Annotated in this window: 11 protein-coding genes and 1 pseudogene; 8 read left to right on the forward strand and 4 right to left on the reverse strand. The window is 66.5% G+C overall.

Features of this window, described 5'->3' with window-relative positions; translation table 11 throughout:
- The first annotated feature begins 126 nt into the window (after positions 1-126).
- The 3 genes from PJ259_RS12375 to PJ259_RS12385 all read left to right on the forward strand — a co-directional run bounded on the left by PJ259_RS12375 (position 127) and on the right by PJ259_RS12385 (position 2743).
- A complete protein-coding gene (locus PJ259_RS12375) occupies positions 127-1248 on the forward strand; it encodes a hypothetical protein (protein ID WP_271653022.1) in 1122 nt (373 codons plus the stop codon).
- Positions 1249-1375: 127 nt separating this feature from the next.
- Positions 1376-1858, forward strand: coding sequence for a hypothetical protein (locus PJ259_RS12380; protein WP_271653023.1), 483 nt, complete (start codon positions 1376-1378; stop codon positions 1856-1858).
- 69 nt (positions 1859-1927) lie between these two features.
- Positions 1928-2743 carry an SDR family oxidoreductase gene (locus PJ259_RS12385; protein ID WP_271653024.1) on the forward strand — a complete coding sequence of 272 codons (816 nt, stop codon included), beginning with the start codon at positions 1928-1930 and terminating at the stop codon, positions 2741-2743.
- A 64-nt stretch (positions 2744-2807) separates the two neighbouring features.
- On the opposite strand, the gene PJ259_RS12390 is transcribed toward PJ259_RS12385, so the two are convergent.
- Both PJ259_RS12390 and PJ259_RS12400 read right to left on the reverse strand, forming a co-directional pair.
- The gene (locus tag PJ259_RS12390) at positions 2808-3308 is read right to left on the reverse strand and encodes a GNAT family N-acetyltransferase (protein WP_271653025.1); all 501 of its coding nucleotides are present in this window, start codon (positions 3306-3308) and stop codon (positions 2808-2810) included.
- Positions 3309-4051: 743 nt separating this feature from the next.
- The gene (locus tag PJ259_RS12400; RefSeq protein ID WP_271653026.1) at positions 4052-5221 is read right to left on the reverse strand and encodes an MFS transporter; all 1170 of its coding nucleotides are present in this window, start codon (positions 5219-5221) and stop codon (positions 4052-4054) included.
- Positions 5222-5317: 96 nt separating this feature from the next.
- Here PJ259_RS12400 and PJ259_RS12405 point away from each other — a divergent pair, with 96 nt between their 5' ends.
- From PJ259_RS12405 to PJ259_RS22930, 5 genes and pseudogenes are all read left to right on the forward strand, one after another.
- Entirely contained in the window at positions 5318-6211 is an 894-nt protein-coding gene (locus PJ259_RS12405; RefSeq protein ID WP_082696389.1) for a LysR family transcriptional regulator, read from the forward strand.
- Between the two features lie 187 nt (positions 6212-6398).
- Entirely contained in the window at positions 6399-10229 is a 3831-nt protein-coding gene (locus PJ259_RS12410) for an ATP-binding response regulator (RefSeq protein ID WP_271653027.1), read from the forward strand.
- 144 nt (positions 10230-10373) lie between these two features.
- On the forward strand, positions 10374-11792 hold the full coding sequence (locus PJ259_RS12415) for a sugar porter family MFS transporter (protein WP_271653028.1): 1419 nt from the start codon (positions 10374-10376) through the stop codon (positions 11790-11792).
- A gap of 234 nt (positions 11793-12026) precedes the next feature.
- Positions 12027-13034 (forward strand): annotated as a pseudogene (locus PJ259_RS22925) (cache domain-containing protein); the annotation flags it as partial.
- 126 nt (positions 13035-13160) lie between these two features.
- Positions 13161-13889 (forward strand): methyl-accepting chemotaxis protein, encoded by a 729-nt coding sequence (locus PJ259_RS22930; RefSeq protein ID WP_420480524.1) that lies wholly within the window; start codon positions 13161-13163, stop codon positions 13887-13889.
- 589 nt (positions 13890-14478) lie between these two features.
- On the opposite strand, the gene PJ259_RS12425 is transcribed toward PJ259_RS22930, so the two are convergent.
- Positions 14479-15099: a glutathione S-transferase family protein gene (locus PJ259_RS12425; protein WP_271653030.1), complete on the reverse strand. Its 621-nt coding sequence runs from the start codon at positions 15097-15099 to the stop codon at positions 14479-14481.
- 16 nt (positions 15100-15115) lie between these two features.
- Positions 15116-16552, reverse strand: coding sequence for a dihydrolipoyl dehydrogenase (locus PJ259_RS12430; protein ID WP_271653031.1), 1437 nt, complete (start codon positions 16550-16552; stop codon positions 15116-15118).
- Positions 16553-16655: the final 103 nt, after the last annotated feature.

A 16655-nucleotide genomic window follows, 5' to 3' on the forward strand; every position in this document is an offset into this window, starting at 1 on the left:
CGGCAACAACCGCCAAACGAAAAAGATGCTCCAATACACCGTTCGACTGATTGCTTTTGCAGATTTATCTTCTACCTTAGCTGTAATAGAAATACAGCAGCAACAGAGCCCACAAGGACCGTCCCCATGCAAACCTCCCGCTCCCTCATGGTCGTGTTATTGCTGGCCAACACCGGCGGCGCCTGGGCCGAGTCCAATACCGCCAACGTCCAGCAGGACGGTGGCTTCAACAGGGTGAACCTGAACCAGGGCAGCGAGCTGTCGGCGCGTAACAAGGCCGATATCCAGCAGAGCGGCATTTTTCTCACTACCCAGGTCACCCAGCAGGACGATGCTGATGACAGCGTGCGGGTGGTGCAGGACAGTGCCAGGAGCTATGCCGAGGTCAACCAGACCTTGGGTTCGCAGCGGCGGGTGGATATCGAGCAGCTCAATGCGGGCTACGGGCGGGTTCAGGTCGATCAGGGACCGGGCAGTGGCAACGAGACGGTGGTGCGGCAGAGCGGTCTGCGGCTGGACACCTATGTGCAGCAGGATGGTGGCTTTCACCGCATTGACATCGACCAGACCAGCGACCGGGCAGGTGGTAATACCCTGACGGCACGGCAGGACGGCCTCAACGGCACCCTGGAGCTTGGCCAGCATGGCGATGCGCTGGACCTGCAGGTGGTCAGCTTCGGACTGCGCAATAGCGCCTGGGTGAGCCAGAACGGCAACGACTCGACCACCCTCATCGAACAGCGCGGCAACGACAACTACATCGGCCTCAAGCAGGCCGGCGAGCGAACCGATTCCACCGTGGTGCAACAGGGTAATGGCAACGACGCCCGGGTCCGGCATTCCAGCGCCTATTCGCGGCCCAGTAACGTCGATATCGCCCAGCGCGGCGATCTCAACCGCGCCGACATCAATGTCTATGGCGCCGGCAACCAGCTGACGTTGGCGCAGACTGGTAATGGCAATAACGCCGACGTTATCGCCTCGGGCGAGGGCAATCAGCTGGATCTGGTATCTAACGGCGAGAGCAACGGCGTCTCGGCCTACTACCTGGGTAACGACGGCCAGCTGAAGGTCGATCAACAGGGCGACAATCTCGGGGTGACGGCTTATGTCACAGGTAATGCCTCCAGCATCACCGTCGCCCAGACCGGCAGCCAGCACACCGCCGACCTGACCCAGAACACGGCGGGCAATGCCATCAACATCACCCAGAGCGGCTTCTCCAACCACGCCGTCATTACCCAGTAACTGGTGATCAGCGGGGCCGGGCACCGTGCGCGCTGGCAACGTATGTGGGTTCCCTCTGCCCCGCCCGCTCTCAATCTTTGCCCCACGCGGCCGTTATCCTTGAGATGTACCTTTCAAGGAGTCCGCGATGTCCAGCACGCTGTCGGTGAATGGCATTGGCCACGGCATCTTGCGCGCGCCCACGCTCAGGCTGGGTGGCGCGACTGCCAAGCCCACCGCCGAAGACCAGGCGGCCGCCCAGGCCGAGCAAGCCAAGAAGCCCAAGGGCATCGGCAAGCCCAACCCACTGAACCAGATCAAGGACCAGGCCGAAGCCGACGCCGCCCCTGCCAGCGAGAAAGGCAGCACCGGTAACAAGACCCTGGATACCCTGCAGAAGGCCATCGACATGGCCAAGCGGCAACTGGAGCTGGCGCAGAAGCAGTTGCGCGCGGTAGAGGCTCAGAGCAAGGGCGAGGGCAAGGCTGACGAGGCCAGCCAGGCCGCGCGCGAAGCCGCCCAGGCCAATGTGGCCGCCGCCAGCGAGGCGTTGACGACTGCCTACGCCGCCTATACCGAAGCCCTGAAGAAGGCTGGCGACAGCACCGGTGGTGTCAGCGCCCGGGCGTGATGCTGGCCCCCTGACTGGACGGCCTGGGCTACTCTCTGATGCTATTCAAGATCTGGAGGGCGTACTCGCATGGCAGCCAAACTCAGCGGCAAGACCGCGCTGGTCACCGGCGCGGCCCAGGGCATAGGCGCCGCCATCGCCCGGACTTTCGTGGCGGAGGGTGCCTTCGTCTATATCACCGACCTCAACGATGACCTCGGCCGCGCCGTCGCCGCCGAGCTGGGGGACGGTGCCTGCTACCTACCCCTGGACGTGCGCCTGGAGGCCGACTGGCAGCAGGTCACACGGCAGATCCTCGCGGAGCGCGGTGGGCTGGACGTGCTGGTGAACAACGCCGGGATCACCGGCTTCGAGCAGGGGGTGGTGGCTCATGATCCGGAGCACGCCAGGCTCGAAGACTGGCACGCGGTGCATCGCACCAACCTTGATGGCGTCTTTCTCGGCTGCAAATACGGCATCCGTGCCATGCGCCCGGTTGGGACCGGGTCCATCATCAATATCTCGTCGCGCTCCGGGCTGGTGGGCATCCCCGGCGCGGCGGCCTATGCCTCGTCCAAGGCCGCCGTGCGCAACCACAGCAAGACGGTGGCCCTCTATTGCGCGGAGCAAGGCCTCGCGATCCGCTGCAATTCCATCCACCCCGCCGCCATCCTTACGCCGATGTGGGAGCCCATGCTGGGCGACGGACCGGACCGCGAGGCCCGCATGGCCGCGCTGGTGCGGGATACGCCGCTGCGGCGCTTTGGCCGGCCCGAGGAAGTCGCCGCCGTGGCATTGCTGCTGGCCTCCGACGAGGCCGGCTACATGACCGGCAGCGAGCTGAATCTGGACGGCGGTCTGCTGGCCGGTTCGGCGGTGACGCCCGCGACGGCGGAAGCGCCCTAGTCGTTGAGTAGGCGATGGAAGACTGCGCTCTGGTGTTCAGCGGGTGAGCGGCTACAACGGCGTCTCAGAGCGGGGTGTCTTCCTGCCGGTAGAGCCGCAGCCCACGCGCCTGGTAGTTGGCCAGGGCGGCCGGGTGATCCAGGGTGCAGGTATGCACCCAGACGCGCTCCGTCCCAGGCCAGTCCCAAGCGGAACGGATGGCATGGCTGAGCAGCGGGCCGCCGAAGCCGAGCCCCATGAAGGCGCCGGCCAGGCCGAAGTAGCGGATCTCGGCGTTGCGGCCATCCGGGCGGTACAGCTCGTAGTAACCGGCGATGGCGCCGCGGTGATAGGCGACCCAGGTACGGTGGCCTTCCTGCTCCACCAGTTCGCGCCATTGGGCGTCGCTCCAGCTGTCGAGATCGCTCCAGTCCCAGGCTTGGCCAACCAGGGCATAGAGGAAGCGATTGAGTTCGGGTTGCGGCACCTCGCACTCGACGATCTGCAGGTCAGGCCTTTGTGGCTTCTCGCGCAGCTCGGTAGGCGCGGTCATCTCCAGGTAGAAGGTGGTGTAGCTCTGCGTCATCGGCTGGCTCCTTGGTAACGTCAGGCCTGATTGTGACCAGAGCCAGAGGGATGCCGCCAGCCTGATTGCGACGTCTAACTAGGTTGCTTGAGCGCGATACGGAGACTTGCCCTAGGGACAGGCGGTGGTATTGGATGAACCCCTACCTGTATCGAGGATGACCATCATGCCCCTCTCATCGCGCCTGACGCCCCTGTCCGAACAGAACACGACGGCAGAACAGCAGCGCGTATTGGCCGAGATCCAGAGCGGTCCGCGGGGCAATCTCGATGGGCCCTTCCTCGCCTGGATCCACAGTCCGGCGCTGGCCGATCATGCCCAGCGGCTGGGGGCCTTCTGCCGCTATGGCACCCGGCTGGAATTGCGGCTCACCGAACTGGCGATCCTGACTACCGCCGCCTGGTGGCGCGCCCAGGCGGAATGGCAGATCCATGAGCCCATCGCCCGTCAGGCGGGGCTGGCGGATCAGGTGATAGAGGCACTCCGGCAAGGCGCCGTGCCGTCCTTCGAGACGCCCGAGGACGCCTGCGTCCATGCCATCGGGGTGGCGCTCTACGACACCCGGCGCATCCCCGATGACCTCTACCAGCAGGGTGTGGCGCTGTTCGGCGAAGCCGGGATGGTCGAGCTGATGGGTGTCTATGGCTATTACAGCCTGGTCGCCATGACCCTCAACGCCTTCGCGGTGGACCGGGCGGCGACACGCCCCTCCCCTTCGCCGAGTAAGGCTGACCTGCTCGTGGCTACCCTGCCACTGCTGTACCGGTCGCCCGACCGCGCCAGGCCAGGGCCAGCACCATCAGCAGCCCCAGGGCCGCCATGCCGGCGCCGGCCAGGGAAATCGCCGGATAGCCAAGACCGGCGCTGATCACCGCGCCACCCAGGGCCGCGCCGAGGGCGTTACCCAGGTTGAAGGCACCGATGTTGACCGCCGAGGCCAGGTTGGGGGCGTCCTTGGCGGCGTCCATCACCCGCATCTGCAGCGGCGGGACCAGGGCGAAGCTGGCGATACCCCAGAGCAGGATGGCCACGGCGGCCGGCAGCGGCCAGCGCATCAGCACGGTAAAGGCCAGCAGCACCAGGATCAGCAGGCTCAGGGAGGCGATCAGGGTGCGGTCGATGGATTTGTCCGCGGCCTTGCCGCCCCAGAGATTGCCCAGGGTCAGGCCGACGCCGAACAGCACCAGCATGGCGGTGATGAAGGCGGTGGAGCCATGGGTCTCGCTGGCGAGGATGGGCGCGATATAGGTGAAGACGGTAAACATGGCGCCCGAGCCGACCACGGTCAGGCCCAGAGCGGCCAACACCGGCGGGCGGCCCAGCACGCGGATCTCGGCCAGCACGCCGTCGCTGGGTGGCAGGGCCACGTTGGGCAGGGCAAACCAGAGCGCGGCCATGGTCAGCAGGCCGAGTCCGGCGATGCCCCAGAAGGCCTGGCGCCAGCCGAGCAGTTCACCGAACCAGGTAGCCAGGGGCACCCCGCCGATGGTCGCCAGAGTCAGGCCCATGAACATGGCGGCGACCGCCCCGGCGCGCCGATCCGGAGCGACCACGCTAGCCGCCACCAGGGCGCCGACGCCAAAGAAGGCGCCATGGTTGAGCGAGGTCACCACCCGGGCGATCAGCAGGCTGGTGTAGTCCGTGGCCAGTGCCGACATCAGGTTGCCCAGGGTAAAGATGGCCATCAGGCCGATCAGCAGCTGGCGACGTGGAATGCGGCCGGTGGTCAGGGTCATCAGCGGTGCGCCGATCAGCACGCCCAGGGCATAGGCGCTGACCAGCAGACCCGCCGCCGGGATGGAGACGCCGAGGTCGGCGGCGATGCCGGGCAGCATGCCCATGGGGGCGAACTCGGTGACACCGATGCCGAAGGCACCCGTGGCCAGGGCCAGCAGAGGGGGATTGATACGCATGGGAAAGGCTCCTTATCTATGCCTTGAATGCTAAGCTCCTGCTCGATGAGCCGGTAGACGGCGGTTTTGGCATACACCTTTGCCCTGGAGGCACAAGTGGATCTGGCAGGTCGCTCGGGAGAGATGGCGGTGTTCGCGCAGGTGGTCGAGGCTGGCAGCCTCTCGGCAGCGGCCAGAGCCCTGCGCCTGACGCCTTCGGCGGTGAGTCGCTCCATCGCTCGCACCGAGCAGCGCCTGGGTACGCGGCTGCTGCTGCGCACCACCCGGGCCATCACCCTCACCGCCGAGGGCGAGGCCTATCTGCGCGCCGCGCGGCGCATCCTGGCGGATCTGGCCGAGGTGGAAGAGGCCATCGCCGACCAGGGCGTGCCCCAGGGACGGCTGCGGGTCAGCGCCGCCCTCGGCCACGGCCGCATGACCATCGTGCCGTTGGTGGCGGCCTTCAGCGCCCGCTATCCCGACATCCTGGTGGACCTGGCGCTGGGTGACGAGGTGGTGGACATCCTCGCCGGCCAGGCCGATGTGGCGATCCGCTTCGGCCAGCTCGCCGACAGCCCTCTCACCGCCCGCCCCATCGGCGTCACCGGCCAGGTGGTGGTAGCTTCGCCCGCCTACCTCGCCCGCCACGGCACGCCCCTGGTGCCGGAAGACCTGCTCGGCCACAACTGCCTGAGATTCAACTTTCGCCGCGCCGCGCCGGACTGGCCTTTCGTGCGCGATGGTCGCGAATTCACCCTGAAGATCGCCGGCAACATCGAATGCAACAGCGGCGAGGCCCTGGCACTGCTGGCCCGCGAAGGCGCCGGTATCGCCCGCATCGGTGAATTCAGCGTGGCCGACGACCTGCGCAGCGGTGCCCTGGTGCCGCTGCTGGAGGCCTGGAATCCGGGCGATCTGGAGCCGATCCACGCCGTTTTCGTCGGAGGCACCACCATGCCGGCGCGGGTGCGGGTATTCGTGGATTTCTTGGTGGAACGCCTGGGCCGCTGAGGAGCCATCCGGCCGGCGTCCGAGCGCTACGGGCAGGCGCTCCGCCGCCCGCGTCATTCGCCAAGCCGGTCCGCTTGTAATAGTCTGAGCAATCAACATGCTTAGGTCGCGGCCCTCCTGCCTGTCGCTGTCGCTGCTGAAGGCGGTACGTCCCAGGCCCCTCTTTCCTTGTCCCGCAGGAGCCCTCTTGTCCAACCTTCCCTCGCAGCTGGCCTTTCTGGACGTCCCAGGTGAAATGGCCGCGCTGATGCGCCAGAAGGACTGGTCCCAGACGCCCTTCGGCCCCCTGGAAACCTGGTCGACCGCCCTGCGTTCGGCGGTCAGCATCTGCCTCGGCTCGCGTTTCCCCATCGTGCTCTACTGGGGCGAGACCCGCGCCCTGATCTACAACGATGCCTGGAGCGCGGTGCCGGGGCGCAAGCATCCCTGGGCGCTGGGACGTGCCGGCTGGGAAGTGTGGGCGGAAATCTGGGACATCATCGGCCCCATGTTCGACCACGTGATGACCACCGGCGAGGCCACCTGGTCCGAGGACCAGCTGTTGCCGCTGAACAGATTCGGCTACGTGGAGGAGTGCTACTTCTACTACAGCTACAGCCCGGTACGCGGTGATACCGGCGAGGTGGAGGGCATCTTCACCGCGGTGACCGAAACCACGCACCGGGTGCTCACGGAACGCCGTGAGCGCCTGCTGCGCAATGTCTCCGAGGCCACTTCGGCGACGCGCGTCGCCGAAGACGCCTGCCGCGAAGGGGTGCGCTGCCTGCACGAGGTGCCGGAGGAATCACCCTTCTGCCTGGCCTATCTGCGCGACGCCGCGACCGGCACCTTGCAGCGCGTGGCCCTGGCCGGACTGGCGCCGGACGATGTCCTTGCCCCGTTGGACGTCACCCCAGAGGCCGCCGGCTTGCCCTGGACCTTCACCGCGGCGCGCAGCGCGCCGACCCTGGTGACCAGTCTCAACGAGCGCCATGGCGGCCGGCTCGCCGGGACCCCTTGGCCGGAGCCCCTGGAAGAGGCGCTGGTGGTGCCGATTCCCGGACCGCTGGGTGAGGAACCCTATGGCTATCTGGTCTCGGGCATCAGCCCGCGGCGGCGAGTGGATGCCGACTACCAGAGCCTGTTCGTCCGCGCTGCCGGGCACCTCAGCACCGCCATCGCCAATGCCCGGCGCTACGAGGAAGAACGCCGCCGTGCCGAGCAGCTGGCCGAGCTAGACCGGGCCAAGACCGCCTTCTTTTCCAACGCCAGCCATGAGTTCCGCACGCCGCTGACGCTGATGCTCGGCCCCCTGGAAGACATGCTGGCGCGGCCGGACCGCGCCGACGGCGAGCCCGCGGTGAGTCGCCAGGAGCTGGAACTCATCCAGCGCAACGGCCAGCGCCTGCTGCGGCTGGTCAATTCGCTGCTGGATTTCTCGCGCATGGAAGCGGGCCGGATGCGCGCGAGCTTCGCGCCCCTGGACCTGGCGGTCTATACCGCGGAGCTGGCCAGCAGTTTTCGTTCGGCCATGGCCCGCGCCGGCCTGACCTTCACCCTCGACTGCGCCCGCCTGGACGAGCCGGTGTGGGTGGATCGCGACCTCTGGGAAAAGATCGTCCTGAACCTGGTCTCCAACGCCTTCAAGTACACCCTGGAAGGTGAGGTGCGGGTCAGCCTGCGCCGCCAGGACGCGCATGTCGTGCTGGCAGTGAGAGACACGGGGGTGGGCATCCCGCAGAGCGAACTGGGCAAGGTATTCGACCGCTTTCACCGCATCGAGGGTCAGATCGGCCGGACCCACGAGGGCACCGGCATCGGCCTGGCGCTGGTCAAGGACCTCACCGAGCTGCACGGCGGCGAGGTGCGGGTCACCAGCCAGATCGGCGTGGGTACCACCTTCGAGGTGCGGCTGCCCTTTGGCCATGCCCATCTGCCCGAGGCCAACCGAGTGGGCGCCACGAACCAGGTGTCCACCGCCACCCGCGCCGACACCTTTGTCGCCGAGGCCCTGCGCTGGCTGCCGGACGAGCCGACCCCCTCCGCCCCCACGGGGCTCGACGAGCATGCCGGTGGTGGCCAGGGGCGCGGCGAGCGCATCGTCCTGGCCGACGACAATGCCGACATGCGCGGCTATGTCGAGCGGCTGCTGCAGGAGTCCGGCTACCAAGTGGACGCCGTGGCCGATGGCCGCGCCGCGGTCGAGGCGGTGCAGCGGCAATTGCCCGCGTTGGTGCTCTCCGACGTGATGATGCCGGTGCTGGATGGCTTCGGCGTGCTGCGCGCCCTGCGCAGCGACGAGCGCACCGGCCAGGTGCCCATCATCCTGCTGTCGGCGCGAGCGGGCGAAGAGGCTTCCATCGAGGGCATCGCCGCCGGTGCCGACGACTATCTGGTCAAACCCTTCAGCGCCCGGGAGCTCATCGCCCGGGTGGAAGGCGCCATGCGCCTGGCGCGACTCAGGCGCGAGACCGCCGATGCCCTGCGGCAGGCCAACGAGGTGCTGGAGATCCGCGTCCGCGAACGCACCCGCGAGCGCGACCAGCTCTGGGCCTACAGCCACGATCTCATCGGCATCGCCGACAGCCGGGGCATCTGGGTCAGCGTCAACCCGGCCTGGACCCGCACCCTGGGCTGGGCGGTGGACGAGATCATCGGCAAGACCTCGGAATGGCTGGAGCATCCCGAAGACCGGCAGCGCACCCGCCAGGAGATCGCCCAACTGGCCGCCGGCGCCGCTACCTTCAACTTCGAGAATCGCTTTCGCACCCGTGGCGGCACCCATCGTCACCTGTCCTGGACCGCCGTGCCCGAGGGCGGGCTGCTCTACTGCGTGGCCCGTGACGTCACCGTCGAGCGCGAACGGGCGCTGGAGCTGGAGCAGGCGCGGGACGCCCTGCGCCAGAGCCAGAAGATGGAAGCCATCGGCCAGCTTACCGGCGGCATCGCCCATGACTTCAACAACCTGCTCACGGCCATCACCGGCTCGCTGGAATTGCTGCAGCGCCATCTGAACGGCGAACAGCCCCGCGCCGAACGCTACATCGGCATCGCCATCGCCTCGGCGCAGCGGGCCGCCGCCCTCACCCAGCGCCTGCTCAGCTTTGGCCGGCGCCAGGCCCTGGATCTGCAACCCCTGGACGTGAATCGGCTGGTCACCGGCATGGAGACCCTGATTCAGCGCACCCTCAACGAGAACATCCGGCTGCACCTGCGGCTCGACGCGGCCACCTGGCCCACCTGCAGCGATGCCAACCAGCTGGAAAATGCCCTGCTCAACCTCTGCATCAATGCCCGGGATGCCATGGCCCAGGGCGGCCAGCTGGCGATCGGTACCCGCAACCTGCGCGATCCGCAGCTGCTGATGCTGCCCGAGCAACTGAGCGGCGACTATGTCGAACTGGCCGTGAGCGATACCGGCAGCGGCATCCCGGCCGCCGTGCTGGAAAAGGTCTTCGAGCCCTTCTTCACCACCAAGCCGCAAGGCAAGGGCACGGGGCTGGGTCTGTCGATGGTCTATGGCTTCATCAAGCAGAGCGGCGGCTACATCGACATCCACAGCGAGGAAGGCCGGGGTACCCGGGTCAGCCTGCTGTTCCCGCGCCACCAGGGCGTCGCCAGCGAAGGGGTTCCGGAGGAAGTGGCGCTGCAACCGGGTCGCGGCGAGCGGGTGCTGGTGGTGGAAGACGAACCCGGGGTACGCCTGCTGATCGTCGAGGTACTCCGTGACCTGGGCTATACCGCCCTGGAGGCCGAAGACGCCCCCACCGCCCTGGCGCTGCTGGAGCGCGAGCCGCAACTGGACCTGGTGGTGTCCGACGTGGGGCTGCCGGGCCTGACCGGTCGCGAGCTGGTGGAAGAGATCCGTCGCCAGCGCCCCGGTATCGCCGTGCTGCTGGTGACCGGCTACGCCGAAGAGGCCATGGACGTGCAGCGCTTCCTCGGCCAGGGCATGCAGCTGCTGCAGAAGCCCTTCGCCATCGAGGTGCTCAGCGAGCGTATCCAGGGCCTGTTGCAGGACCGTCGCGAGCGTCCCTGACCACGGTTTGCGCCCCTGGCGGGAAATCCTGGGGCTGACGCCTGTCCTATCCAGCCAGGTCGGACCGACCGCCCTCTGTCGCCAGAGGCGCGGGGCGGTGCGACCTCGCCTACCCCTCAGGTTTTCAGGATACCCGCGTTCCCTATGTCTTCCTCCCGCTCCACCGCTCCCGCCGCCGACCCTGACCAGAAGGCCTCGGCCCGGCGATTGATCTTCATCACCGTGCTGGTCGCCACCATGGGCGCCCTGGCCTTCGGTTACGACACCGGCATCATCGCCGGCGCCCTGCCCTTCATGACCCTGCCCGCCGACCAGGGTGGCCTGGGGCTCAACGCCTACACCGAGGGCCTGGTCACTGCCTCCCTGATCGTCGGCGCGGCCTTCGGCTCCCTGGCGGCGGGCTATCTCGCCGACCGCTATGGCCGGCGCACCACCCTGCGCCTGCTGTCGATCCTCTTCGTCCTGGGCGCCCTGGGCACCGCGGTAGCGCCCTCGGTGGAGCTGATGGTGGCCGCGCGCTTCGTGCTCGGCCTGGCCGTGGGCGGTGGCTCGGCCACGGTGCCGGTGTTCATCGCCGAGATCGCCGGACCCAAGCGCCGTGGCCGCCTGGTGAGCCGCAACGAGCTGATGATCGTCAGCGGCCAGCTGCTGGCCTATGTGCTCAGCGCCCTGCTCGCCTGGCTGGTGCACGACAACGGTATCTGGCGCTACATGCTGGCCATCGCCATGGTGCCGGGTATCCTGCTGTTCGCCGGCACCTTCCTGCTGCCCACCTCCCCGCGCTGGCTGGCGGCCAAGGGGCGACTCCAAGAAGCCGAAGCGGTGCTGGAACGCCTGCGCGACACCCCCGAGGAGGTGAAGCGGGAGGTCGAGGAGATGCGCGAGAGCGAGGAGCAGGCCAAACATCGACCACCCCTGCGCGAGCTGCTGAGTCAGGGCTGGGTGGTCAAGTTGCTGCTGCTGGGCATCGGCCTGGGCTTCGTCGCCCAGTTCACCGGGGTCAACGCCTTCATGTACTACACCCCGATCATCCTCAAGAGCACCGGCATGGGCACCAGCGCGGCCCTCACCGCCACCATCGGCAACGGCGTGGTCTCGGTGATCGCCACCCTGCTGGGCATCTGGGCCATCGGCCGCGCCGGCCGCCGCACCCTGCTGCTGACCGGACTGGTGATCGTGGTGCTGGCGCAACTGGCGCTGGGCAGCGTGTTGCTATGGCTGCCGCAGAACCTCACCCAGAGCTACCTGGCGCTGGCCTGCATCCTGGTGTTCCTGCTGTTCATGCAGATGTGCATCGCCCCGGTGTACTGGCTGCTGATGTCCGAGCTGTTTCCCAATCAGGTCCGTGGCCTGCTGACCGGGGTGGCGGTGGCCGTGCAGTGGCTGTGCAACGCCACCGTAGCCTTCAGTTTTCCGGTCGCGCTGGAGTGGATCGGCAACTACACCTTCTATGGCTTCGCCGCGATCAACCTGGGGTCGCTTTTGTTCGTCTATTTCTGCCTACCGGAAACCCGTGGCAAGTCATTGGAAGAAATCGAACGCCATTTGAAGAAAGAGTTATAGCGGGTCGTTAGCTGACTGATCGGCGATTTTCCGGCCTGCTGCGGACCAAATGGAATAATTTTTCATTCCGTATCAAGTCGGACTTATCCGGGCCGATGCAGAGTGAAGGCATGTTGCCGTCACTCTTCGCGCAGCGCGCGACCGGGGCATTCGATGAACATCAAACAAAAACTCACGTCGCTTTTCGCGGTAACCGCCTGCCTTCCGGTGATCCTGGTGGCAGGCGTGGTCATCATGAACGTTAGCAGCCAGGCTACCGGGGATTTCCTCGACGGCAGCGGGCGCGAAATCCGTCAGATCGATCGCAACATCCAGCAGTTCTTTGCCGGCATCCAGCAGAACGTCGACTACCTGGCCAAGGAGCCGAGCATCCTGGCTCTGGATGGCCTGAAGAATTACCAGGGCGCCGATGCCGCCCAGCAGCCGCAGACCGAAACCGGCCAGCAGGCGCTGAGCTATTTCACCCGCTTCGCCAAGACCCACCCCACCACCGCCTACCTGTCGGTTGGCCTGGCCGATGGCGGCTACATCAGCTGGCCGGACGACGCCAAGCTGGCCAACTACGATCCCCGCGTGCGCCCCTGGTACCAGACCGCCATGGCCAATCCGGGCAAGGTGGTCCGTACCCCGGCCTACTACTGGGCGCAGGACGATGTCGCCCTGATGGGCATCGTCCGGACCATGGAAGACGCCACCGGCAAGGTGCGTGGCGTGGTCGGCCTGGACATCTCGCTGAAGCAGCTCACCGACCTGGTCAAGAGCATCACCCTCGGCCAGAGCGGCTACCTGATGCTGGTGGAAGACAACGGCAACGTACTGGTCGACCCTCGCGATCCCAAGCACAACTTCAAGCAGCTCAAGGAGCTGGGCGACGCCTACCAGACGCTCAGCGGCATCCAGAACGGGCTGGGCGAGGTCAATCTCAATGGCACCGACTACATGGTCAACGTCTACCCCGCCAAGGAGCTGGGCTGGAAATTCATCGGCCTGATCGAGCGCAACGAGGTGATGGGCAAGGCCACCACCCTGACCTGGCAGATCGCCGGCATCACCGCCGTGCTGGCGCTCCTGTTCGCCGTACTCGGTGCGGCCTTCGCCGGCATGATCGTGCGGCCGATCCGCGGCGTCTCCGCGGGCCTCGAATCCATCGCTCAAGGCGAAGGCGATCTGACCAAGAGCCTGAACGTCCAGGGTAAAGATGAAACCGCCACCCTGGCCGGCTGGTTCAACCAGTTCCTCGCCAGCATCCGCCAGCTGGTGCAGCGCATTGGCCAGGCTTCCAATGACCTGCAGCAGGCCTCGCAGGCGACCACCCAGGCTGCCGCCAGCATGAACGAAGTGGCTGGCCGCCAGCGCGAAGCCGTGGAGATGGTCTCCACCGCCTTCAACGAGATGGTGGCTACTTCCAACGAAGTGGCGCGCTCCTGCAGCCACGCCGCGGCCTCCGCCGATGCCGGCCACCACAGGGTGCAAGAGGGCTACGGCCAGATCGAAAAAGCTACCAGCAACGTCAACCAGCTCAGCGGTAGCCTCACCCAGTCGGCTCAGGCCATGGCGGTGCTGGAGCAGGACAGCCACAACATCAACACCATCCTTGACACCATCCGCGGTATCGCCGAGCAGACCAACCTGCTGGCGCTCAACGCCGCCATCGAAGCGGCCCGCGCCGGTGAGCAAGGCCGCGGCTTCGCCGTGGTGGCCGACGAGGTCCGGGCCCTGGCCAAGCGCACCGCCGATTCCACCGGCGAGATCGACGGCCTGCTCGGCAACCTGGCGCGCAAGACCCAGGAGGTCACCCGGCAGATCGAGACCAGCCTGGAGCTGTCGCAGACCAGCGTGACGTCCATCAGCGAGGCACGTGGCAGCTTCGAGGGCATCCGCCAGTCGGTGGACGAGATCCGCGACCAGGCCCTGCAGATCGCCGCGGCGGCCGAGGAGCAGCATCAGGTGGCCGAGGACATCAACCGCCACATCGCCCAGATCCAGGACGACGCCCAGCAGGTGGAAGGCCTGGCCCAGTCCACCACCCGCGACTCCTCGCGCCTGTCGCAGCTGTCGGGTGAGCTGGATGGACTGGTGAGACGCTTCAAGGCCTGATGGCTGGTTGAGATAGCGAAAGCCCCGCCGGTAATCCCGGCGGGGCTTTTTGTTGGGCGGCGTTGGGAAGTCCAGGTCGCGTGGATAAGGCTGCGCCGTTATCCACACTACGAGGTCGGCTCTTCACGCTGAATGTCTCCGCCGCACCGTATGGCTCTCCTTCCCGCTTAGAACGGCAGGTGCAAGAGAGGGCCGTAGCGTGGAAAACGGCGCAGCCTTTGCCACTCCTGGCATCAGGTGAGACTTTGTTGGGCTGATCGCGTTGCCTGACACGAAAGGCCTGGGGCTTTTTTGTTGGGTAGCGTTGGAGGTCTGGGTCGCGTGGATAAGGCTGCGCCGTTATCCACACTACGAGGTCGGCTCTTCACGCTGAATGTCCCCGCTGCACCGTATGGCTCTCTTTCCCGCTTAGGACGGCAGGTGCAAGAGAGGGCCGTAGCGTGGAAAACGGCGCAGCCTTTGCCACTCCTGGCATCAGGTGAGCCCTTGTTGGGCTTCGCTGCGCTCAGCGCCAACCTACGACCGTGCACTCCGTAGGTTGGGCTGAGACGGCTCTATCGTCGAAGCCCAACAGAACCCTGCACTCGAACTACGGCTTGTCCGGCAGCATCTTGCCGCCCTTGGCTTCGGCGCGTTGGCAGCCCGGCAGCTGGCGCAGGCCCTCGAAATAGGCCTTGAACACCGGATAGTCGTCCAGTACCCCGGCCATGGCGACCATGGCGCCCAAGTAGGAGAGCTGGATGTCGGCCAGGGTCAGGCGGTCGTCGACGATATAGGTCTTGCCGCGCAGGTGGTCGCTCAAATAGCCAAGCACCCTGTCCAGCTCCGGCTTGCCACGAGATTCGAGCACACCGACATCGCCCCGTTTGCCAAAGATCAGGATCAGCACCGGCGGCCAGGCCGAGGCTTCGACGAAGTCCAGCCATTCCTCGTGATGGGCCCAGGTGGCGGTGCCTGGCTCCGGCGCGAAACGCCCCTGGCCATAGCGCTGATTGAGATAACGCAGGATCGCCGAGGACTCGGACAGTTGCAGCTCGCCATCTTCCAGCACCGGCGACTTGCCCAGCGGGTGAACGCGCTTGAGTGCCTCAGGTGCCTGGAAAGTCTCGGTACGCGGATAGCGGACCAGCTCATAGGGCAGGCCCAGTTCTTCGAGCAGCCAGAGCACGCGGTGCGAACGGGAATAATCGAGGTGATGCAGCTTGATCATGGGATCTCCTGGGATGTCAGGCGCCAGAAGGCGAGCCCTGGTCACGGTCGCCGCGCAGGTTGCTGTGGGCCCCCTGGCAGATCTCGCGCAGACCGGACTTCAGACCTTCTTCGAGGGTGGGGTGGTAGAAGGGCATGTCGAGCAGCGAACTGGCGGTCTCGCCATGGATCAGCGCCAGTACCAGCAGGTGGCCGATATGGTCCATGCCCGGCCCGACCATGGCCGCGCCAGTGAGCTTGCCCGTACCTGGCTCGGCATAGAAACGAGCGACGCCCTGGTTGCGGGCCTCGGCCCGGGCACGGCCCTGATCCTGATAGGAAGAGGTGCCGATCAGACTGCCCGCGTCTGGTGGGCTACCCAGCACGGCCACCGGCGGATCGGTAAAGATCAGCGAAAACAGCGGCGAGCGCGGCGTGGGTCGAATCTCGGGATAACAGGCGGCGTTGTGGCCGGCGATGGCGCCCTCGTCGGACGCCTCATGGAGGATGGGGCGGTCGTGGTCGGCATCGCCGGCGATGAAGATCGACGAGGAGCCGCATTGCAGGGTCTGGGGGTCGTAGACCGGAGTGCCATGGTCGTCCAGCTCGATGCCGGTAGTTTCCAGGCCCAGGCCCTTCAGCCGCGGCGGTCGCCCGGCCGCCACCAGCACGTAATCGAAATCGCCCTCGCCGCTCGTGTCACCGGACCAGGACAGCCGGACGCCCTCGCCTTCACGCCGGGCATCCACCTCGACATTCAGGTACAGGGTCAGATCCTGCTCCAGGATCCTGCGCAGCTCGGCCTTGACCTCGGTGTCCTGGAGCGCACCCAGGCCATCGTCCTGACCGAACAGGGTGACGACCACCCCCAGGCGAGCCATGGCCTGGGCCAGTTCCAGGCCTACAGGACCGGTGCCTATCACCGCCAGCGAACGTGGCAGGTCGGGCAGCTCGAAGATCGTTTCGTTGGTCAGGGCGCGGTCGCCCAAGGCGTCGAAGGGCGCGGGCACCAGCGGATAGGAGCCCGTGGCGATGATGATACTTTTGGCCTGAATAGTTTTACCATTACTCAGTTGCAGTCGATCTGGCGCGATGAAGCGGGCGGTGGCGCACTGAGCCACACCCTCGGGTAATTTCTCGAAACCCTGCTTGGTCGCCGCAACAAAGTGATCGCGTTCGCGGCGCACCCGCGCCATGACGGCGGCGCCATCGACGTGGACCTCGCCTACCTCGATGCCAAAGGTCGCGGCGCGCTGGACGGCATGATGGGCCTCCCCCGCGATGATGAGCAGTTTGGACGGCATGCAACCCACCGAGGCACAGGTGGTGCCGGCCCAGTGGTCGTCGATCAGCAGGGTGCGGGCACCCTGGCGCCGGGCGGCGCGTTCGGCAGCGAGGCCAGCAGTTCCGGCACCGATCACGGCGACGTCGCAATGGAGATCCGGGGGAGTCGAACGCTGTGCGGGGTCACTCATCACATCACCTGACGTTGCGAAGGGTTAACCCGACTCACGCCAGGCTCTAGTTAGGGACCCCAAGCGCAGCGTTGAGGTTGCATCTCCAACTCGTGACCCACTT

The organism is Pseudomonas sp. JBR1, assembly GCF_028198185.1.
Classification (GTDB): domain Bacteria; phylum Pseudomonadota; class Gammaproteobacteria; order Pseudomonadales; family Pseudomonadaceae; genus Chryseomonas; species Chryseomonas oryzihabitans_E.

What these genes read in the sequence shown, in the direction of transcription:
- PJ259_RS12375 (WP_271653022.1), top strand. Translation starts at nt 127, where the DNA reads ATGCAAACCTCCCGCTCCCTCATGGTCGTGTTATTGCTGGCCAACACC.
- PJ259_RS12380 (WP_271653023.1), top strand. Translation starts at nt 1,376, where the DNA reads ATGTCCAGCACGCTGTCGGTGAATGGCATTGGCCACGGCATCTTGCGC.
- PJ259_RS12385 (WP_271653024.1), top strand. Translation starts at nt 1,928, where the DNA reads ATGGCAGCCAAACTCAGCGGCAAGACCGCGCTGGTCACCGGCGCGGCC.
- PJ259_RS12390 (WP_271653025.1), bottom strand. Translation starts at nt 3,308, where the DNA reads ATGACGCAGAGCTACACCACCTTCTACCTGGAGATGACCGCGCCTACC.
- PJ259_RS12400 (WP_271653026.1), bottom strand. Translation starts at nt 5,221, where the DNA reads ATGCGTATCAATCCCCCTCTGCTGGCCCTGGCCACGGGTGCCTTCGGC.
- PJ259_RS12415 (WP_271653028.1), top strand. Translation starts at nt 10,374, where the DNA reads ATGTCTTCCTCCCGCTCCACCGCTCCCGCCGCCGACCCTGACCAGAAG.
- PJ259_RS22930 (WP_420480524.1), top strand. Translation starts at nt 13,161, where the DNA reads ATGGTCTCCACCGCCTTCAACGAGATGGTGGCTACTTCCAACGAAGTG.
- PJ259_RS12425 (WP_271653030.1), bottom strand. Translation starts at nt 15,099, where the DNA reads ATGATCAAGCTGCATCACCTCGATTATTCCCGTTCGCACCGCGTGCTC.
- PJ259_RS12430 (WP_271653031.1), bottom strand. Translation starts at nt 16,552, where the DNA reads ATGAGTGACCCCGCACAGCGTTCGACTCCCCCGGATCTCCATTGCGAC.